The organism is Oceanobacillus sp. CFH 90083, assembly GCF_009389585.1.
GTDB lineage: Bacteria > Bacillota > Bacilli > Bacillales > Amphibacillaceae > Oceanobacillus.
This window is the reverse complement of sequence record NZ_VIYG01000005.1, coordinates 344247-365103: the sequence shown is the minus strand read 5'-3', so window position 1 is coordinate 365103 and position 20857 is coordinate 344247. Positions and strand designations below refer to the sequence as shown.

The following is a 20857-nucleotide window of genomic DNA, read 5'->3' as shown; positions in this document are numbered from 1 at the left end:
TAAATGATTTATTAATTGAATTTGAATAAGTGTAATCCCCCTTTGGCAGCTTGCTGAGGGGGATTACACTTGAATAAAATACAGCAATTGATCAGAATAAAAGGAAGCCTTGTTAAAATAAGGCTTCCTTTAGTATTTTCAAATATGAATGTGAAATGATAACAAATCCTCTTATTTCTCTTTTCTGCTGCTTCGGAAAGACAGGTGAATAAAGTAAGTCAGCATTCCAAAGTAACACGTTATAAAAAGTGCATGGACTAGTGCAATAAATAAATTCAGCTGTGTAAAGATGATTAATGCTCCAGAGGTAACCTGCAATGCAATCAGTGTCAGTGTAATTATCCAGCCCCATTTCATAACATAGCTGTGGCTGTATTTTTTAATCATACGAATCGTTAAAAGGAGTGTCCATAAAAATAAGATTCCAGCTGCAAAGCGATGTCCCATTTGTATCCATTGGTTAAACGAATAGCTTGCAAAAGCAAAAGGCTCTGTATTGGAGCAAAGCGGCCAGTCCGGGCAATCCAGAATGGAATTTGTATGGCGAACCAGCGCCCCGCTGTACACCACACACATCGTATATATCGTTATCGCATAGATTTCAATCCGGTGAGGCTTACTAATATGGATATCTTCTGTATGTAGCTTTTTATCAATTTCAAAGAATAATAGCATAAGTAAGAACACAGCGGCAAAACAAATTAAAGATATCCCAAAATGTGTAGCTAATACAAAATCAGATTGCCCCCAGACAACCGCAGCGGCACCGACCAATGCTTGTACAATAATAAAAAATAGAGCAGAAAAACTTAAGAAAATAACTTCTTTATGGTGTCTATATGCTTTCCATGATAGGATGGCAAGTAACAATACCAATATACCGACTGCGCCGCTGACCATTCGGTGACTTAATTCAACGATCATTTCAAAATGAGGGTTGGAAGGAAGCAGTTCTCCTTCACAAAGCGGCCAGCTGTCTCCACAGCCATCTGCTGAACCTGTCTTTGTAACAAGTGCTCCTCCTAAAAGAAGAGGAAGCATTCCAATGGTCGTTGTCACAGATAGTATTTTTAGTTTCTTTAACATATCTATGCAACCTCACTTCTATGTAATTTATCCAATATCTCTAGTGTACCAAAAAAAATACGGGAAACGTTTTCCAAATTTGAACAAAATGCAACAACCGTTCAAGCTTTTAAAATAAAAATACCATTGTTAATAGTATCATGTTTTTTTGAAGTTTTCATCAGCAAATAAAAAAGCTTGCATAATTCACTTATGTTTGCTAGAAATATAGTATGGATAAGTATGCAGAAGGCAGTTATCATTTTGTGAAAAAGAGGAAATATACATAATTCATTTTCTTTATCTATTTTCAAGTCGGTTTTTAGCTGGATGTTCAAATTGTTGTAAAATAATATATATAAGTTCATTAGATTGTCATAGAAATCCATGCTATAATTAGATATGGGAACGGAATACATAGAAGTGAATGCGTGTATTCTGTTTATTATTATGTCTTCCTACTGGTGCAAAGGGGGGAAATTATGGATAAAGTAGATATGACTTATTCGGAATTAATTGGTAATACAACTATTTCAGCTAAACAAAAAATGACTGTTTTTCTGACAGAAGTGAAGGCGCTTATAAAAATTGGAATTGTCAATTCAAATTTAATTACAGCAATTACAGGTTTTTTAGTCGCTATCGCTTTAACAAATGCCTCCTTTAGTAATCATTGGGGAACCTTTCTTCTGATGATAATTGGAAGTGCTTTAGTGATTGCTGGCGGATGTATGATTAATAACTGGTATGATGCAGATATTGACCCTAAAATGTCCAGGACAAAGAAAAGACCAACTGTTACAGGTTTCTTTTCATTGCGGGCAGTACTGACAATGGGAATTGTTATCAGTATTGCTGGACTTACAGTATTAATGTTTACTACCTGGTACGCAGCACTATTTGCTTTTATTGGCTGGTTTGGCTATGTCGTATTATATACAATATGGTCAAAGCGAAGATATACTTTAAACACAGCTATTGGAAGCTTGTCTGGTGCAATGCCTCCAGTCATTGGCTGGGCTGCAGTCGAACCTTCATTTCACGTGGTTCCTTTTGTCATGTTTCTAATTATGTTTATATGGCAGACTCCGCATTTTCTTGCATTGGCAATGAAGAAGAAGGATGAATACAAGGCAGCTGGTGTACCAATGCTGCCGGTTATTAGAGGGATGAGCATAACCAAAAGGCAGATTACCGTTTATATTGCTTGCCTTTTACCATTGCCGCTTTTCTTAATGCCTGCATTGGGACTGACATTTACCATTGTAGCAACAATATTAAATATTGCCTGGCTGGTGATAGGGTTTATCGGACTATTTACGGAAAAAGATATGAAATGGGCTAACATAGTATTTATATTTTCATTAAATTATTTAACCATTTTATTTCCGCTAATGATTATTGTCACCCTGCCGATATTTAATTAATGATTTGTGATTCCTTAAAATTTAAATATAAAAAGGAAAGAACAAGAAGAAAGAGAGGTATTCTTACATGAGAGGTTGGATGGGAAAAACCAAAGTATTTTTCGTTTTCGCATTACTTGCATTATTTCTTGCCGGCTGTGGAATCGAAAACCTGACTGCACTTGAACCTAAAGGGTATGGAGCAGAAAAAGCCATGGATCTTATTATTCTGACCACGTTAATCATGATTGGTGTATTTATTGTGGTTATGGCGATCTATGTGATTACACTTGTTCGTTTTCGCAGAAAAAAAGGACAGGAAGATCATGTTCCTAAACAAGTGGAAGGAAATCACAAGCTAGAAGTGATTTGGACAGTTATTCCAATTATTTTGGTGTTGGTTATTGCTGTACCGACTGTTCTGGCAACATTTGATTTGGCAGACGACTCCAGGGCAGATGAACTCATCAATGTTAATGTAAAAGGAAATCAATATTGGTGGCATTTTGAGTACCAGGGAGAAGAAATCCAAACAAGTCAAGATCTGTATATCCCTACGGGGGAGCGTGTTTATTTACATATGCTCTCATCTGATGTTATCCATTCATTTTGGGTTCCATCCATTTCTGGAAAAATGGATGTGAATGCAGAGAATGTAAATACGATGTACATCGAAGCTTATGAGGAAGGTGTATACTGGGGTAAATGTGCTGAGCTATGCGGACCTTCACATTCATTGATGGACTTTAAGGTTATTGCTGTTTCACCTGATGAATATGATGCGTGGGTTAACGACATGCAAAATATTGATACGGAAGCAGAACCTGAAAATGCTGTAGCTCAAGAAGGTCAGGAGCTGTTTGAAGCGAATAATTGCATGAACTGTCATGCAACAGATGCTGCTGCTTCTGGTATTGAAGGCGGCCCTCAGAACAACGGGCCTTTTGGACCAAATCTATCAAACTTTGGAGATCGTTCCAATGTTGCCGGTATTTTAGAGCATAACAAGGAAAACCTGGTAGACTGGTTGATGGATCCTGAGTCTATTAAGCCGGGCAACAAAATGACGGATCAATATCCAGAGCTCAATCAAGATGAAGCTGAAAGTATTGCAGAATATTTATTACAACTGCAGCCTTCAGAAATTACACCTGAAAGTGCGGGAGATTAAAACGTGAATGACAGTTACAAAAGGGAGGTTTAAAATTTGGGTATGACTAGTGCTCAAAAAAGCGGTTTCGGGGCTACCTTATGGGATTGGCTGACGACTGTCGATCATAAAAAGATCGGTATTCTTTATCTTGCTGCAGGTGCATTTTTCTTCCTGTTAGGCGGACTTGAAGCTGTTATTATTCGTATTCAACTGATTTCACCAGAAAATGATTTTATCAGTGCTGGTCTGTATAATGAAATGATTACCATGCACGGTACAACGATGATTTTCTTTGCGGCAACCCCATTACTATTTGGACTAATGAACTATATTATGCCGCTGCAAATTGGAGCGCGGGACGTAGCGTTTCCTTTTCTGAACTCCTTAGGATTCTGGTTATTCCTATTCGGAGGAATTATGTTAAATATCAGTTGGTTTACAGGTGGAGCACCTGATGCCGGCTGGACGAACTATGCACCACTTTCTATTCAGTCTCCGGGACATGGTGTTGACTACTATGTAATGGGTCTTCAGTTATCTGGGGCAGGTACGTTGATGAGTGGTATTAACTTTATCGTTACAATCGTACTCATGCGTGCACCGGGGATGACTTATATGAGAATGCCGCTGTTCACATGGACTACATTTGTGACAAGTATTTTAGTACTTTTCGCATTCCCGGCATTAACAGTTGGACTATTTCTAATGATGTTTGACCGTATGTTCGGTTCTGCATTTTTCGATGCGGCATTAGGCGGAAATGCGGTTATTTGGCAGCATCTATTCTGGATATTTGGACATCCGGAAGTATACATTTTAATCCTGCCTGCATTTGGTGTGTTCAGTGAGATATTACCAACATTTGCTAAGAAACGATTATTTGGTTATACAGCAATGGTATTTGCAACTTTCTTAATTGCGTTCTTAGGATTTATGGTGTGGGCTCACCACATGTTTACAGTAGGTCTCGGGGCAGTTGCTAACTCGATTTTTGCGGTTGCAACGATGGCGATTGCTGTTCCGACAGGTATTAAAATATTTAACTGGCTATTTACCCTTTGGGGTGGAAGCATTAAAATTAATTCAGCCATGCTATGGTCATTGGCCTTTATCCCGTCATTTACGATCGGTGGTATGACCGGGGTTATGCTAGCTTCATCTGTAGCTGACTACCAATACCATGATACGTACTTTGTCGTAGGACACTTCCACTATGTCATCGTTGGTGGTGTAGTGTTTGCGTTACTTGCAGCGATGCACTACTGGTGGCCAAAAATGTTTGGAAGGTATCTGCATGAAGGAATGGGACAATTAGCTTTCTGGACATTCTTTATCGGGTTCCATTTAACATTCTTTATCCAGCATTTCTTAGGTTTAATGGGAATGCCGCGTCGATACTGGGTATTCTTAGAAAACCAGGGCTTGGATACTGGTAACTGGATTAGTACCCTGGGTGCTTTCTTTATGACTTTCGGTGTGATTGTGTTTGTCATTAATATGATCTATACAACGATAAAAGGTAAAAAAGCTCCAGGAGATGCTTGGGGAACAGGGCGTACATTGGAATGGGCAACGGCATCACCGCCAATTCATTTCAACTTTAAACAAATGCCGTTAGTTCGTGGATTGGATCCATTATGGATTGAAAAAATGGAAGGTAATGAGAAAATGACTCCGGCAGAACCGGTAGATGAAATTCATATGCCAAACGGGTCGATTCTTCCATTGATTATGACCATTGGATTCTTTATCGCTTCCTTAGGCTTTATTTATCAGGCAGGAAATAGTTACTGGTTAATCGCTGTTTATCTGGGAATGGCAATTGGATTAATCTGTATGCTAATCCGTTCATTAAAAGACGACCACGGATATCATATCCCTAAAGAAGAAGTAGAAAGGGAGGATGATTAATATGAGTCACGATCATTCCATTGATCCAAATAATATGCCAAAAGATCCGGCAAAAGCGACCATGGAAGGGAAACATAAATTTTTAGGATTATGGATTTTCCTGGGTGGAGAGACCGTTCTATTTGCTTGTCTGTTTGGCACGTACCTTGCTTTGAAGGATTCTGCTGCCGGCGGACCGACAACACAGGAGTTATACGGTCTTGGTCTGGTATTCTTAATGACTATGTTACTTTTAACGAGTTCGTTAACCAGTGTGTATGCAATTTATCACATGAAAAATAATGACTTTAAGAAGATGCAACTATGGATGGGGATTACCGCATTATTAGGGATTGCTTTCCTTGCATGTGAGATTTATGAGTTTGCGCATTATATTCATGATTATGGATTTACATTCCGCTCTTCTGCTTTTGGGTCAGCCTTCTATGCATTAGTCGGCTTCCATGGAGGGCACGTTGTATTTGGATTATCCTGGATTATCGTCTTAATGATACGTAATGCGAAGCGGGGACTGGATCTTTATAATGCACCAAAATATAATACATTTGCACTGTATTGGCACTTTATCGATGTTGTGTGGGTATTCATCTTTACAGTTGTTTATCTGATGGGGATGGTGAGTTAATTTATGCCAGACAAAATGAGCACAAGAAAAATTAATTCGTTCCAAAAGCAAAAGAATAAACAAGAAATGCAAAAAATGGTTGTCAGCTTTGCTTTAATGATTTTCTTTACATTAGTAGCGTTTGCTCTTGTAGCATTAGAAATACCATCAACTTATGTTATACCATTATTGCTAATTCTGGCTGTAGTGCAGGTAGGATTTCAATTCTTTTACTTTATGCATTTAAAGGATAAAGGACACGAAGTTCCAGCACAGATTATTTATGGCGGTATTTTCGTTACCGTATTGGTCGCATTAACATTTACAGTAATTACCTGGTGGTAAGAAGATAACATTTTTTCGTTTGTTTATAAAGACTATGGTGATTTTCATTTTAATCATCATAGTCTTTTTACATATCTGAAATGATAAGTTCAGAATTTAGCTGAGCAACATTTTGGTGAACAGCCTTTCGTTCAGATCATAATATGTTTTAAAATCGTCACAATCCCACTAGAGAATTCTTGTTTATTTTAAGGTATAATAGAAAAAGTAGACTAAACTGGAGATGATTTGGTATGTGGTTAGATATACAAATATTCGGGTTTCGGGCATTGTGGAGTCCATACTTTATGATATTTATAGCTCTAATTGCTTTAGCTTATTTTTTGATAACGGGACCATATCGGCATAAGTTTGGTAGCCATGATAAGGTGTCTGTGAAGCAGCAAGTATCTTTCTACTCAGCAATACTATGTTTATATTTTGTTAAAGGATCACCAATTGATTTACTTTCACATATCACACTGACCGCTCACATGATTCAAATGGCTATTTATTTACTTGTTGTACCAATATTGATCATTAAAGGAATACCTGTTTGGATATGGCGCAAAGCCATCGATCGTCCAGTTATTAAGCCTGTTGTAGAAATAGGAACAAAACCTTTGATATCGATGTTATTATTTAATGGCTTATTTTCTGTTTATCATATACCCGTCTTCTTTGAATTTGCAAAGTCTTCGCCAGTAATCCATTCATTTATCCATGGTTTATTATTTATAGCAGCCTTTTTTATGCTATTCCCGTTACTGTCTCCTTTGCAGGAATTTGATCGTATGCAGCCATTATTAAAAATAGGCTATATTTTTGCAAACAGTGTATTAATCACACCGGCATGTGCATTGATTATATTTGCTCCTGAGCCTCTTTACGCAACATATACACAAGGAGGTGCATGGATGCAGGCGATGAGCCTTTGTGTACCGACAGATGTTTTACAAGGTCTTGCTCCGGGCTTAACTGGTCCAGAAATGTTCACACCGATCAGTACGCTGGAGGATCAACAGCTCGGTGGAATTATCATGAAGATTATGCAGGAATTCACTTATGGTGCAATTTTAGCGACGGTTATCTTTACATGGTTCAGAGGGGAAAGTAATAAAGTAGATCCATTGCCGCAGAATACTGCTGAATCGCACTAAGAAAAAAGCTTAAAAAGGTGAATAATGGGATAAGAAAAGAGCTGTTTTTCTGTAAGAAAAAGCGTTCTTGAAAGAAGGGTGCTTTTTTCTTAATGCAGGAATGTTTTAAATAAGGATGCTCCAAACGGCTTTTTGATTACATATTTATAGAAATATTGGAGGACAAAGATATGCATATACTACCAACAATAAGTACATTTTTTATTGCTTTGAGTGCCATACTCGTAGCGATAGGCTGGATTTTAATTGTTAAAAATAAAAGGAAGGAGCATAAAGCTGTGATGATATCAGCAGCTGTCAGTGCACTCCTTTTCTTTATTATTTATGTGTCACGTACGGTATTCATAGGAAATACAAGCTTTGGCGGACCTGAAAATATACAGACATATTTTACTATTTTCTTGATTTTTCATATTATTTTAGCGACAGTTGGAGCAGTATTCGGGATTGTAACACTTATATTAGCATTCAAAAGAAATATTAAGAAGCACCGTAAGATTGGTCCTGTAACAAGTATTATTTGGTTTTTTAGTGCTGTTACAGGGATTCTTGTTTATATTTTTCTATATGTATTGTACGATCCGGGTGAAACCACTAGTATGATTAAAGCCATTCTCGGTTTATAAACCTGTCGTTTAAGCTGCTGGAGGATATCATGTTTTCATATATGAACATGTATCCTCTTTTTCACGGTCATCGGAATCCTTCCCTGCTACTGAAGGAGCTTGCGCGTTTAACAGTATCATCCCTTTAATCACAAAAGAAAAGAGATAGCATATTTTATTAGACTAATATGCTATCTCTTTTCTTTTGTCTGTCTTGTTTATTTTTTATAATATTTCAGTTCCTCGCTAAGCTTTGCGAGTAATGTGTTCGCTCTTTCTACAACGCTTTCAGGAAAGTTCTCTTCTTCTCCATACTCAACTCCATGCGGATAATAATGTTTACCGAGCAAGGGAGTCTTTAATTGAATAACAGCGTTTCGCTTATCGACATCTCCTTCGATGGCAAATCCTTGTACACGAATGTAGTATGTAATATTTTTTTCGTTGGAACCGATCTTGTAGTCATAGGTAACACGTTCATAATCCCATTGTCCTGCCCGGATAAATGCAAGGTTCGCTGTAACATGATCCAATACCTGTACATCAATAATTGTGTTTTCTATTCCTGTGTTTTCAAATCTCATTATACTTTCACCTCATCAAAAATATTCTGCTTAGTTTAAGGATAATACGAAATGGTAATAGATGCAATAGAAACCGTAGACGGGAGTAAAGAAAGGGTATACTATTATGATAATAGGGTATAAAATAGATAAGCAGATTACATATTGAGGATGTATATATATAGGATGCAGATATATTATATTTATCTGCTGGATGGAGGGGTTCAATCATGAAGATAGTTCGTAATATTATGATAATCATGATTATTGCACTCCTTGTATTTATTGTTATTAACCAGATGAGTTCATCACCTGCTGAGGTTGTCAGAGAGGTAACAACACATTTTAATGAAGAAGAAACCATAGAACCTAAAGGGACGGCAGCAGAGCTCCCACAGATGAATTTAGAAGGCGATTTATATCAATGGATAGGAAAGACGTCAACAGAGCTTATTAATGAACTGGGAGAACCAGACAGAATTGATGTTAGTGCATATAATTATGAATGGTATGTATATAATGATTCAGAAAGCCAATATGGTCAGTTTGCGATCCTGGAAGGTGAGATTGTATCTGTTTATGCAATTGGTGATGATTTAGAGATATCACCAATCGACTCAGGGGCGAGTTATATTGAAGTAACAGAGACATTTCCTTTTTCAAGTGAAGTAACCTATTCGGATGGGGATTCCTCGTTCACTTTTCGGTTAAATGCGGAAGATCTTCAGACGAGACCTTTAGTCAAAATAAGTGATTCCACATTTATTCAGTTTTACTTTGATACATTCACAGAAACATTATCTTCTATGAGAATTTCTACGGGAGATGCGCTTTTATTGCAGAGGCCTTATGAAATTGAGTATCGGGGAGAGCTGCCTGAACAGCCTGAATTTACGGAGGAAGAGTGGAGAGAAATACAGGAAGGAATGGAGCAGCAGGTCCTTGATATTTCTAATATAATGCGTTATAAGCATGATGTGCATCGGTTGGAGTGGGATGATCAAGTAAGCCTGGTTGCATATGATCACAGTAAAGATATGTATGAGAATGATTATTTCTCCCATGTTAGTTTAGATGGAGATGGCTTGAAAGAGCGTCTGGAGGAAAAACAGGTAGCGTACGTAGCTGCTGGAGAGAATATTGCAGCCCAGTATCCAGATGCTCCTGCTGCGATGGAGGGATGGTTAAATAGTGAAAGTCACCGGGAAGCCTTATTAAGCGATGAATACAGTTACCTTGGGGTCGGTGTATATCGATTCTATTACACGCAGAACTTTTTAGGAAAGCCATTTTAACATACTTATTTTATTTGTAAAAAGAAGTCACCAGATTGGTGGCTTCTTTATTTACAGCAGGAAAGAATAAAATTTTAGGCTGGAAGCATTTCGGCGCACTAAGCATTTTTCAGGTGCCGAGGTATGGTTTTTATGGGGAATAATTGTAACTCTGCTACGGTACTTTTGGTGCTAAGTCATAAGCACATTTTCAAACCATTTACATAGTTTATTGTAGGAAGTTTTAAAAAGGATAGTGAGAAAAATGAGTCAATTACATCCTAGTGTTGCAGCATTCAAAGCTTTTGTTAACAGCCATCCTAAGTTATTGGAGGAAATCAGAAAAAGCGGCAAAGGGTGGCAGGAGTTTTATGAAAAGTGGGCTATTTTAGATGAAGATGATCCGTTTTGGGATGAATATAAAACAAAAGAGGCAGCCTCTGATTCTAAGCAAAAGAATCCGGATAGTAAAAAAAGCAAAAAAACAGATCACTCCGATCTTATCCGGCAGATTATGGACTATACACAAAATTTAGATACAGAAAAGGTACAAGGACAAATCGAACAATTAAGCAAAGCGATTAGCGTTGTTCAAGAAATGATTGGTGATATGAAAAAGCCGGCTCCTGACAAGGCGCCCAGAGCTCCTTTTTCATTAAGAAAAGATTAGAGGGGATAAAATGGATAATGAGATCATTGCTTATCTCAGAAAAAATCCGGATCTGGCTGAATTTGTCCGATACCACCCAATATGGTACCGATATTTAATGCGTGATCCAGGCCGTCTGACAGAGCTTAAAAAAGAAGCAAAGAAATTTTATGGAAAAACATTTCCCCAAAAAGTGAATACCTTCTCGAATCAATTACAGATGGTAAGAATGTTTGCAGAGATGGCTAAATCAATGAAGGATTAGAGCAAAAAGCGCTATTTGTGCCCACTTTTGGTGACCCTGGCTGAATGTGGTCATTTCTGAATAAGAATAAAATACTGAACCATTCTGTGTAGCTTCATTCCAATAAGTCGCCACTGTTTTCTTTCGATTTATAAAATGATATGATAATAAAGATAACTATTAAAATGCAGGACGAAGCGGAAGGTATCTATTTTAATAGTTCATAGCATAAAACTTACTAAGAGATTATCTCTTTTGATTTACTTTTACTTGTTCATGGAGGTGGGGAAATGATTGCTACAATGGAGTATGTAGATATATTAGATGAGTCGGAGCTTGTCGGGAAAATGGTCTTACAATCTGATGTCATGGAGCAATATCAATCAGCTAAGAAGGTATTGGATGAAGATAAGGAAGCACAGAATCTCATTAAAACATTCGCAGATGTCAAGGAGCATTATGAAGACGTGCAGCGGTTCGGCAGGTATCATCCGGATTATTATGATATTATGAAGCAAGTCCGTTCCAAGAAGAGGGATATGGATTTGAATGATAAAGTAGCAGCTTTTAAGGTGGCTGAAAGAAATTTGCAAAAATTGTTGGATGAGATCAGCCAGTTTGTAGCGGAGAGTGTCAGTGAGCAGATCAAAGCACCTAAAGATGGAGCGGCATTAACAGACAGCTGTGGCTGCGGCAGCGGTGGAGCTTGCGGCTGTGCATCATAAAACAGATAAAGAAAGCTTGGCAAGCCAAGCCTGAAAGAGCGTAGGGGGACTGCGGTTACTCACCCCATAAAAAACGTTGGGGTTGCGATTACTCACCCCATAAAAAACGTTGCTCTTTCATCGACTAACTATGGTCACATTGTGTGGCCAATGTCGATATTGGGACATTGTGTCCGTCGTACTTTATTCCTTAAATTCTTTATGTTTTCTTAAAGCAGGGAGCAAAACAAAGCTATCTGCTTATACATAACAGGGAGGGTGGCAGCATCATGATAGAAAGGCAAGGCATTGTTGTCTGGTTTCAGCATATGAAAAATGTTAGACAGTTAAAAAAGCATGGTCATCTTATTCATGTATCGAAAAAACATCGTTACGCGATTATTTATGTTAATCGTGAGGATATGGATGCTATTGAGAAAAAAATGAATCAATTTGCTTTTGTTTCTAAAGTGGAACGATCTCAGAAGCCATTTATTCCGACAAATTATGAAAATGCAAAACCGGACAAAGCGAAGCAATATGATTATAAGATGGGAATTTAAATACGTTTTTTTGATATGAAAAAGAAAAACCTGCAGTCAAAATGGCTGCAGGTCCTTTTATTTTTGATAAAATAAAAGGCTAAAGGGAGAGGAGAAACCGGATGAAGAGCTTATGGGGAAGAATAAGCCTTCTTCCGTTTCAACTAAATCATATTTAGCTGAATCATTATGATATTATAGACAAAGCCAGAAATAATATACATGATAAATAAAAATAATTTGCTAAACGCAGGAATCGTGGTAGACTATTGACGAGCTAAAAGAAGCTGAGGTGACTTAAAGTGCGTGTAATAGCAGGGATACATAAGGGAAGAGTGCTGAAAAGTGTAGCAGGTGAATCGACAAGGCCGACTTCTGATAAAGTAAAAGAGGCTGTGTTTCAAATAATGGGACCTTTCTTTACAGGCGGATTAGCATTAGATTTATTTGCCGGAAGCGGATCACTTGGGATTGAAGCATTAAGCAGAGGTATGTCTAAAGTGATTTTCGTAGACAAGCATCCAAAAGCTGTACAAACGATCAAAACGAATTTGAAAACACTCCAATTCGAGAGTCAGGCAGAAGTCTATCGAAATGATGCAGAGCGTGCTCTAAAAGCGATCGCCAAAAGGGAATTACAATTTGATTTAGTGCTTTTAGATCCACCATATAAAAGGAAGGACTATATGAAATTACTGGATTACCTTCTTGATAATCAAATGCTTCACAAGAATGCTACTGTGTATTGTGAGCATGATAAGTCAACCATATTACCAGATATATATAAATCTTTACATGCAATCAAACAAGCAGAATATGGCGGCTTAGTTCAGGTTACTATTTACCAAACCGTGGAAAGTGAGGAGTATGAATAATGAGAAAACTAGCGATATGTCCCGGGAGTTTTGATCCAGTTACGAATGGACACTTAGATATTATCAGTCGCGGTGCAAAAGTTTTTGAAGAGGTAGTAGTTACTGTATTTAATAATCAATCCAAATCACCACTCTTCACTGTGGAAGAAAGAAAGCAATTACTGGAAGAAACCTTAAAGGACTTACCAAATGTGCGCGTTGATTCTTCCAGTGGATTACTCATGGATTATGCAAGAGAGATAGGAGCAACTGCTGTTATCAGAGGGCTGCGTGCAGTCAGTGACTTTGAATATGAGATGCAGATTACTTCAATGAATCGGAAGCTGAACGAAGATGTGGAAACCTTATTTATGATGACAAATACAAAATATTCTTTTTTAAGCTCCAGTATGGTAAAGGAAGCAGCGAAATATCAGGGGAATATATCGGGGCTTGTTCCAGAGGTTGTGGAAGAGGCACTTAAGAAAAAATTTAACTAATCATAAAAAATAATCCAATATTTTTATGATTGTTACATATGTTCAAGGGAAAGAGAGTCTGGTTTATCGAATACAGACTCTCTTTATTTATTCTTTTTTACGGTGGTAGATCATGATAAAAATAGCAGCTGCTAAACTGATGATGGTTATAGCCGGACCAATATACTGTAACAAATAGTAAACATTCATCCAGATAGAGGTTTCCAGTATCGTTGCAGCAGGGATTTCATTCGAATGATAAACAATTCGATCTAAATAGAGCGGTTTGTATAATAAAATGGTTAAAATAACAGCAAAAGTTCCATGTAAGATCCGGGCTAAAAAATAGGGATAGAAACGAATATCTGTTTTGGCTAAAATACTGGCGACTTGCGCCTGGATAGATAACCCGTTAAAACCGAGAATGAAACTGATTAAGATTGCTTTTTGCAACAAAGAGTCGGCAGCTACTTGCGAAATTAAATTGGAGCCGACCGTGATTTCAAATAATCCAGAGATAAACGGGAGTCCCAGCTCTTTTGGAAGCTCAAAAATAGGAAGAACAGGCTCGATAAAAGCTGCTATAAAAGGTGTAATGTCCATCAGGAAAAGCAGTTTTATAAGCACAGAAAATAAAATAATAAATCCGCCGACCATGACAAGTGTCTGAATAGAATGTAAGACAGCATCTCCTAATATCTCTCCAAAGGGACGCGTGTTTCTCAAGCGGTTTCGATGCATTTCCTGAAATGCTTTTTTTATGGAAAAGGGGTATTTTGTTTTCTTGGTTAGGTGCTGGTCGTGCTTCCTTCCGTGAAAGCGCATGACTATCCCCACGATGGTATTTGCCCCATAATGGCAAACAGCCAGCAGTAGACCAAGCTTCATATTATAAAAAAAGCCTGCAGAAATGGCACCGAATATAAAGAGTGGGCTTGAATTATTTGTAAAGGATACCAGTCGTTCGGCTTCAATCTGTGTTACTTGTTTTTCTTCACGGAGCCTCGCTGCTATTTTTGCTCCAGTCGGATAACCGCTTGCCATCCCCATAATCCAGCCGAAGCTGCCGGCGCCAGGTATATTAAATAGTGGACGCATAATCGGCTCAAATAAAACACCTAAAAATTTTACAACACCAAAAGCTAACAATAGCTCAGCAGTGATAAAAAATGGAAGCAAGGAAGGGAATACTACCTCCCACCACATATTTAATCCACGAATAGCCGCTTCTAATGCTTGATCTGGAAATCGTATTAAACTAAAGAATAAGAAAAGTGCTATGCCGGCATAGCCAAGTGTTTTAAGCTTTTGTTTCAATCTGATGTCCCCCTATTAGTGCGTGTTCAAAAATGGATATAATATTTTGTGCAGACTTTTTGAACAGCTTTCAATTAGAATGAAAGTATCCTCATGCTGCTTTCTCTTATGAAGTATCTATTCTGTACAATTTTGATTGGAAGTAGTAGAATAATGCTAGCTTGTCCGGTGTATCATTAAAAAAAGGTTGCTATTTGTGTGTTCAAAAAGTAATCAAACTAGAAGCAAGAAGATCAAGACAACGTGTTTTTTACGGAAAAACAAGTTAACTCAAGAGTTCGCTGCTTATCATTTGAGGACTTTTTGAACATCCTATATATATGATATATACGCGAATACCATATAAAAATATGCCATAGATATATTTAGTAAGTGTTTCAGGAAGGGGAATAAGCAGTGCTGCGATTATCGAAACAGAGAATTATCGGGTTATTAGTTGTTGTATTAATTGTTTACTTACTAGGTGTTTATCAATTACCGTATTATATACAAAAACCAGGCGGAGCTGACGCATTAGATCCTATTGTAGAAGTAGAAGGGGGCTATTCGAGTGAAGGAGATATGCATTTAGTAACAGTCAGCGGAATGCAGGCAACCCCCGTTTTATATGTTGCTGCTTTACTCCTGCCGCATCAAGACATTCTTCCTTTAGATCAAGTTTTCCCGGAAGGAATGTCACAAGAGGATTATATGGCTGCACAGCTGCAAGTGATGGAAAGCTCTCAGGAAGCAGCAACAGTTGTCGCTTATGAAGCTGCAGGTAAAGACATAGAGATCGATTTTAATGGTGTTTATGTGGTTACAGCAGTAGACGGGCTGCCTGCAGAAGGAATCTTGGAAAGTGGAGATCAGATTATCGGTATTGATGATGCAGAGGTACATGAATCTCAAGACTTGATTGATTATATTGATGGCAAAGAAGCTGGGGATACGGTAACGATTATATATGAAAGAAATGATGAAGAATACGCGGCGGATATGGAATTAGAGCCGCTTGATGATGAAGGCACTCGTGTAGGAATCGGGATAAATATGGTAACGGATCGTGAAGTAACAGTACACCCGGAAATTCATTTTTCCAGCGGCAGTATTGGTGGTCCAAGTGCCGGATTAATGTTTTCACTGGAAATTTATGATCAGTTAACAGAAGGAGATTTAACTGGCGGAAAACAAATTGGCGGGACTGGTGAAATAGATTATGAAGGAAATATTTATCGAATTGGCGGAGTGGATAAAAAAGTAGTAGCATCCGATAAAGAAGGGGTCGACATTTTCTTTGCGCCAAACGAAGGCGGCCGTGAAGGTTCAAACTATCAGGAAGCTGCTGAAACGGCAAAAAGCATAGGAACGGATATGGAGATTGTTCCGGTGGATACGTTTGAGGATGCACTAGCATATTTAGAAAGTGCTGCTAATGAATAAAAAATAGCCGTGTCATTATCTAAAAAATACCAAGCCACTTAAAAAATTGGCTTGGTATTTTTTATAGGTTCATATTTATACCCCGCCTGCGCACTTCCTAAATAACCTGGAAGCATACAGGCAAGGGATAGCAGCCCTTTCACTTTATAATAATCGGTGCTTTTATTTCTTGTAAAAAGAAGCTTCTCTGCTTCTGCCCGGATAAGATACTGTAATATGCTTTAGCAGCTCGTTCTTCTATTCGCAGGAAGGGATGCTGGATTTGATTGATTTTTGTAATAAACGGCAGGTCTGCTTTCTTTTTTTGTTGATTCAGATAGGCCTGACCAGTTTTATTCATAGCAAGTATCCGTACGTAACCTGTAGAATTCGCCAATATGTTCTCTTCTTTTCTTGTATTGGTTAAAATATGGACGAAGATACGCTGGAGTCTTGTCCATGTGTAGCGTTTTGTTTTTAAAGCTGTCATCCATTCTTGGAAGGAGGACGCCTCTAAAGCAGTACGCATGATGCGATGCTCCAGACCCTCTACAACACCTTCTATTTGTTTTAATTCCGCCTGAGTCATCATTTGTACACGATATTTTAGAAAAGAATAATACAGTTCCCAATCATGCCAATATCCTGATGTGTGTTTATAGCTTTTTAAAATATCTAACGTATCAGCAGGCATTGCGTCAGCCGCTGATTCAGATGCAGATGGGTTATTCAGCACTTCTTTGCGAATACTTGTTGCGCTGGCAATGCTTCCTGTAATAGCCGTATCATGATAGTTATTCTGGATGCGTTTTATGGTAATGGGCTTGATAGGATAACGTGCATCTTCAATTGCTCGAACATAGCTTAAACCTAATATATTATTAGGTTTGGACACATCCAGTATATCGGAAATACCAAAAACACGCTGGTAAGCCTTTGTTGCTGCATCGGGATAGGCATGACCTTCATTCAAGTATGCTTTTACAGCTGCTTCATATTGATTATGGTGTTCTTTTTGGAGCTGATAAGCAGTTGAAAAAGAATTAATATTACCTGATTCGCTTCCAAAACAGATGGCAGTTACTCCAGAATGGTAGAGCGTATCAACCGCCCCTTTAGCAAAAAAATCGCTGTGCTGGACAGCATAAACGTATGGCAGTTCAACTACTAAATCGACTCCGCCGAGTACAGCTGCTTTAGCCCGATTATATTTATCTATAATTGCCGGCTCGCCGCGTTGTAAAAAATTTCCGCTCATGACAGCAACCATACAGTCAGCACCAGTTTCTTCTCTGGCTTTTTTTAAATGATATTGATGTCCATAATGGAAGGGATTATACTCAACCACTAAACCGCAAGCTTCCATACACTCACCTCTATTTTTCAAGTAATCCTATTTTAACATATTCAGGGAGCTGTTTTTATCAAAATAGAATTAGCATGACAAAAAGACAGATTACCGTTTTGTAGATTCCGTCATAGGGAATACTACTTTGTAAAGAAGACTTTGCGATTATTCCCCCCATCGTAAAGAGTTGTGACAACGCTGGTACAAGGACATCGTGTCCGCTGTGCCTGTGATGAAAAGAAAATATATTGACAAACGCAGCATTTTCTTTTATCATTTATCTTGTTGCCTAGAGGTGATTTTAATGAAATTAACAATTAATCAGATTAGAAAAGGTTCCGTAAATGAGCCATATTTCTTTGATGGACAAGCAGATGTGACAGAACTGGAAACGATGAATAATGATATTCGCAAAATTACTCCAGTGCATGTGACAGGACAAGTAACAATGCACGGTGAAGAGTTCTATGTGAATTTTCATATAGAGGGAGAAATGACACTTCCATGTGCCCGGACATTGGTGGACGTTCCGTATCCGTTTGTCATAGATGCAGACGAGATTTTTTCTGCTTCTGCCTATTATGGGAAAGAAGAAGAGGAACAAGAAATTCATCCAATTCAAGGAGAAGTTCTTGACTTAACACCATATATCAAGGAAAATATATTATTGGAAATTCCGTTCCGCGTTTTTGCTGATAACGCTGATTCGGACGGAGCAGCTCCTTCCAGCGGGAAGGACTGGGAATTTGTATCTGAAACTAAGGAAGAGAAGTCTATTGATCCCAGATTAAAAAAGTTGGAGTCTCTCCTTAATGATAACCAGAAAGACAAATAAGAATCTGATTCAAGTTTTACTTTCATTTTGAAGGAGGTGTAAGTCATGGCAGTACCTAAAAGAAGAACTTCCAAAAAAGTAAAAAACCAACGCCGTACGCATAAAAAATTACACGTACCTGGTATGGTAGAATGCTCTAACTGTGGTGAATTAACAAAACCTCATCATGTTTGCAAATCTTGCGGACATTATGATGGAAAAGAAGTTGTAAGTAACTAATTCCAATTAAAGAGGATGTTCAAAAAGTCTCTCAAAAATGACGCGGCGGGAATCAAAGCCACCAGTTCACACTGACAGTTTTGATTTTTACCGACCTTTTTGAACACGTACTTAAAGAAAGCAGATCACAATAAGTGGTCTGTTTTTTTCATGGATAAAATGAGGTGATGGTGGATAATTTTCATATAAAACGATTCTAGTACACCTATCTTTTGCATACATTGATAGCAAACCCTAATAGGAGGTATGTTATGAACGATACAAGACAGGATGCATGGACGGAGGAAGAGGACAGATTATTAGCAGATACAGTACTTAACTGCATACAAGAAGGAAGAACACAATTGGAAGCTTTTAAAGAAGTTGCTGAAAAGCTATCTAGAACATCAGCAGCATGCGGGTTTCGCTGGAATGCCAAAATAAGAAAACAGTGTCAGGAACAGGTTCAGACTGCAAAAGAAAAGAGAAAAGCAGGCTTAAAGCAGCGAATCCTCTACCCAACGATAGAAGCGTCATCGATTCAATCTATTGATGCAGCGATTCAGCTGTTAGAAAAAATGCGGACAGATATACCGCAGCAGGCGGATTTTGTAAAGCGTGAAGAATTAGATAAAATCCTGCTGGAAAATAAAAATTTAAAGAAACAGATTGAAGCTTATGAAGTGGTATGGGGAAAAATAAATCATCTTATTAAAACCATATCTAACCCTTAAGAATTAGAAATCATTCTTCTTTATCTTAGTGAAATGAAAAGCGCAAAGCGCCGCGAGTTTGTGGCGCAACACCTGTACTAGCACGTCCTGGGACAGCGATTACTCGTCCCGCCGAAAACCATTGCTGCAATTTTATACTTTCCTAATGTGAAAAAAGACAGGAAGCTTATTGCTTCGTGTCTTTTTCTTCAACGCCTTCAGGCAGCCAGAGTAATGGGTTTTCCCCTAAATCGCGTTCCACTTCATAATGCGGCTTAATAAAATCCATCTTTTCCCAAAAATCATGTGAATTAATTCTTGGACTTGTTTTGATAGGGAGCTTAAAGCTTTTTGCAAAATCTACAAGTGCTTTTCCGTATCCCTTTCCTTGATAATCAGGAAGCACCTCTAATTTCCATAGGGTGAGATAATCCTGAGGAGGATCGAAGTAAAAATCATACTTCTTACTCACTTCATACAGACTCATTCTAGCGATTAAATTATCACCAATATAGATTCCGTAAAAAGGAGATTTACTATTATTCTCAATAATCTTATTCTGTAAATCTTCCATCATCGTCAATTCTTGATTCCCGTATTCACGAAAACGCTTAAATTTTTCCAGAGTTTTAAAATTGATAAGTAAATTTTCTATCTTTACATTTCCCATTGTAACTCCTCCTGAATAGTGTAGTGTCCTCTTTCTTTAAAACATTAAAAGATGAATGTGGATTTCCTTCTCTGTCTAAATTATAATACATAGGAGACAATTTTAAAATTATTTCAGTCTATTTTCACACAAACTAGCTAAAAATGAATCAGACTATTTTGTGTTGGAAGGTTAGTAGTATGTCTATAAAAGGATGTTTAAAAGTCCAATAAAAGTGATACGGCAGGAAAAGGAACTTCTACAAAGAACACCCACACCGTGTGGACAACACAGAAATCATCACAACACGCGAGAAGCCCGCCAGCCTGAGACTTGGTCCTTTTTATCAAACTTTTTGAACACGCACTATAAATAATTGTTAGACAGGGGGAAAAGAATGCGGGATTATATTTATTACACAGTAGCTTTTTTTATTGCATTTCCATTCACCGTTACTTTTTTGGCGTATTGGATAACGAAGCTGCGGAAAAAACACACATGGAAAGCTGTACATAATGCTGTCCAGTGGTCAGCAATCTTTTTTATCTTAGGTGCAGGCGTTTTATTGCAGCTTCTGTTTGATCGCACCTTTTTTGGCTGGATTATCCTTCTGCTCCTGGTAAGTCTGACAGCCATTTTAATTAACCAGTATCGGAAGCAAACAGATATATCCGTAGCCAAAGCGATTAAAATTGTTTGGAGAAGTGCATTTTTATTATTTGCTTCTGCTTACCTTATTTTAAGTCTTATATATATTATCCTGGGAATTTTTTCTTGAAGTGTGATGGGTTCGTTTTCTCATAAAGCAGATTAGTTTGATTCTTACTGTTTTTTCTGTACAATACGGAATGTATCCAAA

24 protein-coding genes are annotated in these 20857 nt (G+C 37.9%); 19 read left to right on the top strand and 5 right to left on the bottom strand.

Annotated elements, in window-relative coordinates; genetic code table 11:
• Positions 1-171 precede the first annotated feature (171 nt).
• The gene (locus FLK20_RS10490; protein WP_152656506.1) at positions 172-1086 is read right to left on the bottom strand and encodes a COX15/CtaA family protein; all 915 of its coding nucleotides are present in this window, start codon (positions 1084-1086) and stop codon (positions 172-174) included.
• Positions 1087-1547: 461 nt separating this feature from the next.
• On the opposite strand from FLK20_RS10490, the gene cyoE reads away from it, so the two are divergent.
• The 7 genes from cyoE to FLK20_RS10455 all read left to right on the top strand — a co-directional run bounded on the left by cyoE (position 1548) and on the right by FLK20_RS10455 (position 8249).
• On the top strand, positions 1548-2492 hold the full coding sequence (cyoE, locus tag FLK20_RS10485; RefSeq protein ID WP_152656505.1) for a heme o synthase: 945 nt from the start codon (positions 1548-1550) through the stop codon (positions 2490-2492).
• 67 nt (positions 2493-2559) lie between these two features.
• Complete coding sequence (gene coxB, locus FLK20_RS10480; RefSeq protein ID WP_152656504.1) at positions 2560-3642, top strand: cytochrome c oxidase subunit II; 1083 nt, start codon at positions 2560-2562, stop codon at positions 3640-3642.
• 42 nt (positions 3643-3684) lie between these two features.
• Positions 3685-5535: a cytochrome c oxidase subunit I gene (gene ctaD, locus FLK20_RS10475; protein WP_370453185.1), complete on the top strand. Its 1851-nt coding sequence runs from the start codon at positions 3685-3687 to the stop codon at positions 5533-5535.
• Between the two features lies 1 nt (position 5536).
• Entirely contained in the window at positions 5537-6160 is a 624-nt protein-coding gene (locus FLK20_RS10470; RefSeq protein ID WP_152656502.1) for a cytochrome (ubi)quinol oxidase subunit III, read from the top strand.
• A 3-nt stretch (positions 6161-6163) separates the two neighbouring features.
• Entirely contained in the window at positions 6164-6484 is a 321-nt protein-coding gene (gene ctaF, locus FLK20_RS10465) for a cytochrome c oxidase subunit IVB (RefSeq protein WP_152656501.1), read from the top strand.
• Between the two features lie 233 nt (positions 6485-6717).
• A complete protein-coding gene (gene ctaG, locus FLK20_RS10460) occupies positions 6718-7623 on the top strand; it encodes a cytochrome c oxidase assembly factor CtaG (RefSeq protein ID WP_152656500.1) in 906 nt (301 codons plus the stop codon).
• 170 nt (positions 7624-7793) lie between these two features.
• The gene (locus tag FLK20_RS10455) at positions 7794-8249 is read left to right on the top strand and encodes a DUF420 domain-containing protein (RefSeq protein ID WP_152656499.1); all 456 of its coding nucleotides are present in this window, start codon (positions 7794-7796) and stop codon (positions 8247-8249) included.
• Positions 8250-8446: 197 nt separating this feature from the next.
• Here the strand turns inward: FLK20_RS10455 and FLK20_RS10450 are convergent, their stop codons facing one another.
• Positions 8447-8812 (bottom strand): YugN family protein, encoded by a 366-nt coding sequence (locus tag FLK20_RS10450; protein ID WP_152656498.1) that lies wholly within the window; start codon positions 8810-8812, stop codon positions 8447-8449.
• 209 nt (positions 8813-9021) lie between these two features.
• Here FLK20_RS10450 and FLK20_RS10445 point away from each other — a divergent pair, with 209 nt between their 5' ends.
• The 7 genes from FLK20_RS10445 (at position 9022) to coaD (ending at position 13558) form a co-directional block, all read left to right on the top strand.
• The gene (locus FLK20_RS10445) at positions 9022-10086 is read left to right on the top strand and encodes a CAP domain-containing protein (protein ID WP_152656497.1); all 1065 of its coding nucleotides are present in this window, start codon (positions 9022-9024) and stop codon (positions 10084-10086) included.
• A 244-nt stretch (positions 10087-10330) separates the two neighbouring features.
• Entirely contained in the window at positions 10331-10735 is a 405-nt protein-coding gene (gene ylbD, locus FLK20_RS10440; protein ID WP_152656496.1) for a spore coat protein YlbD, read from the top strand.
• A 10-nt stretch (positions 10736-10745) separates the two neighbouring features.
• Entirely contained in the window at positions 10746-10979 is a 234-nt protein-coding gene (locus FLK20_RS10435) for a YlbE-like family protein (RefSeq protein WP_152656495.1), read from the top strand.
• Between the two features lie 269 nt (positions 10980-11248).
• Complete coding sequence (locus FLK20_RS10430; protein WP_152656494.1) at positions 11249-11683, top strand: YlbF/YmcA family competence regulator; 435 nt, start codon at positions 11249-11251, stop codon at positions 11681-11683.
• 266 nt (positions 11684-11949) lie between these two features.
• A complete protein-coding gene (locus tag FLK20_RS10425) occupies positions 11950-12225 on the top strand; it encodes a YlbG family protein (protein ID WP_152656493.1) in 276 nt (91 codons plus the stop codon).
• Positions 12226-12506: 281 nt separating this feature from the next.
• Positions 12507-13079, top strand: a complete 573-nt coding sequence (gene rsmD, locus FLK20_RS10420) for a 16S rRNA (guanine(966)-N(2))-methyltransferase RsmD (RefSeq protein WP_152656492.1) — start codon at positions 12507-12509, stop codon at positions 13077-13079.
• The gene (gene coaD, locus FLK20_RS10415; RefSeq protein ID WP_152656491.1) at positions 13079-13558 is read left to right on the top strand and encodes a pantetheine-phosphate adenylyltransferase; all 480 of its coding nucleotides are present in this window, start codon (positions 13079-13081) and stop codon (positions 13556-13558) included. The genes rsmD and coaD overlap by 1 nt, the downstream gene beginning before the upstream one ends.
• A gap of 87 nt (positions 13559-13645) precedes the next feature.
• Here coaD and ylbJ read toward each other — a convergent pair whose 3' ends face one another.
• Entirely contained in the window at positions 13646-14854 is a 1209-nt protein-coding gene (ylbJ, locus tag FLK20_RS10410; protein WP_152656490.1) for a sporulation integral membrane protein YlbJ, read from the bottom strand.
• 399 nt (positions 14855-15253) lie between these two features.
• Here ylbJ and FLK20_RS10405 point away from each other — a divergent pair, with 399 nt between their 5' ends.
• Positions 15254-16276, top strand: coding sequence for a SepM family pheromone-processing serine protease (locus FLK20_RS10405; RefSeq protein ID WP_152656527.1), 1023 nt, complete (start codon positions 15254-15256; stop codon positions 16274-16276).
• A 139-nt stretch (positions 16277-16415) separates the two neighbouring features.
• Here FLK20_RS10405 and FLK20_RS10400 read toward each other — a convergent pair whose 3' ends face one another.
• On the bottom strand, positions 16416-17621 hold the full coding sequence (locus FLK20_RS10400) for a nucleotidyltransferase (protein WP_152656489.1): 1206 nt from the start codon (positions 17619-17621) through the stop codon (positions 16416-16418).
• Positions 17622-17907: 286 nt separating this feature from the next.
• Here FLK20_RS10400 and FLK20_RS10395 point away from each other — a divergent pair, with 286 nt between their 5' ends.
• From FLK20_RS10395 to FLK20_RS10385, 3 genes are all read left to right on the top strand, one after another.
• Positions 17908-18438: a YceD family protein gene (locus tag FLK20_RS10395; protein WP_152656488.1), complete on the top strand. Its 531-nt coding sequence runs from the start codon at positions 17908-17910 to the stop codon at positions 18436-18438.
• A gap of 45 nt (positions 18439-18483) precedes the next feature.
• Positions 18484-18657, top strand: a complete 174-nt coding sequence (gene rpmF / locus FLK20_RS10390) for a 50S ribosomal protein L32 (protein WP_077601073.1) — start codon at positions 18484-18486, stop codon at positions 18655-18657.
• Positions 18658-18908: 251 nt separating this feature from the next.
• Complete coding sequence (locus tag FLK20_RS10385; protein WP_152656487.1) at positions 18909-19370, top strand: RsfA family transcriptional regulator; 462 nt, start codon at positions 18909-18911, stop codon at positions 19368-19370.
• 166 nt (positions 19371-19536) lie between these two features.
• On the opposite strand, the gene FLK20_RS10380 is transcribed toward FLK20_RS10385, so the two are convergent.
• Entirely contained in the window at positions 19537-20019 is a 483-nt protein-coding gene (locus FLK20_RS10380) for an N-acetyltransferase (RefSeq protein WP_152656486.1), read from the bottom strand.
• A gap of 376 nt (positions 20020-20395) precedes the next feature.
• On the opposite strand from FLK20_RS10380, the gene FLK20_RS10375 reads away from it, so the two are divergent.
• Positions 20396-20776 (top strand): DUF3397 domain-containing protein, encoded by a 381-nt coding sequence (locus FLK20_RS10375; protein ID WP_152656485.1) that lies wholly within the window; start codon positions 20396-20398, stop codon positions 20774-20776.
• Positions 20777-20857: the final 81 nt, after the last annotated feature.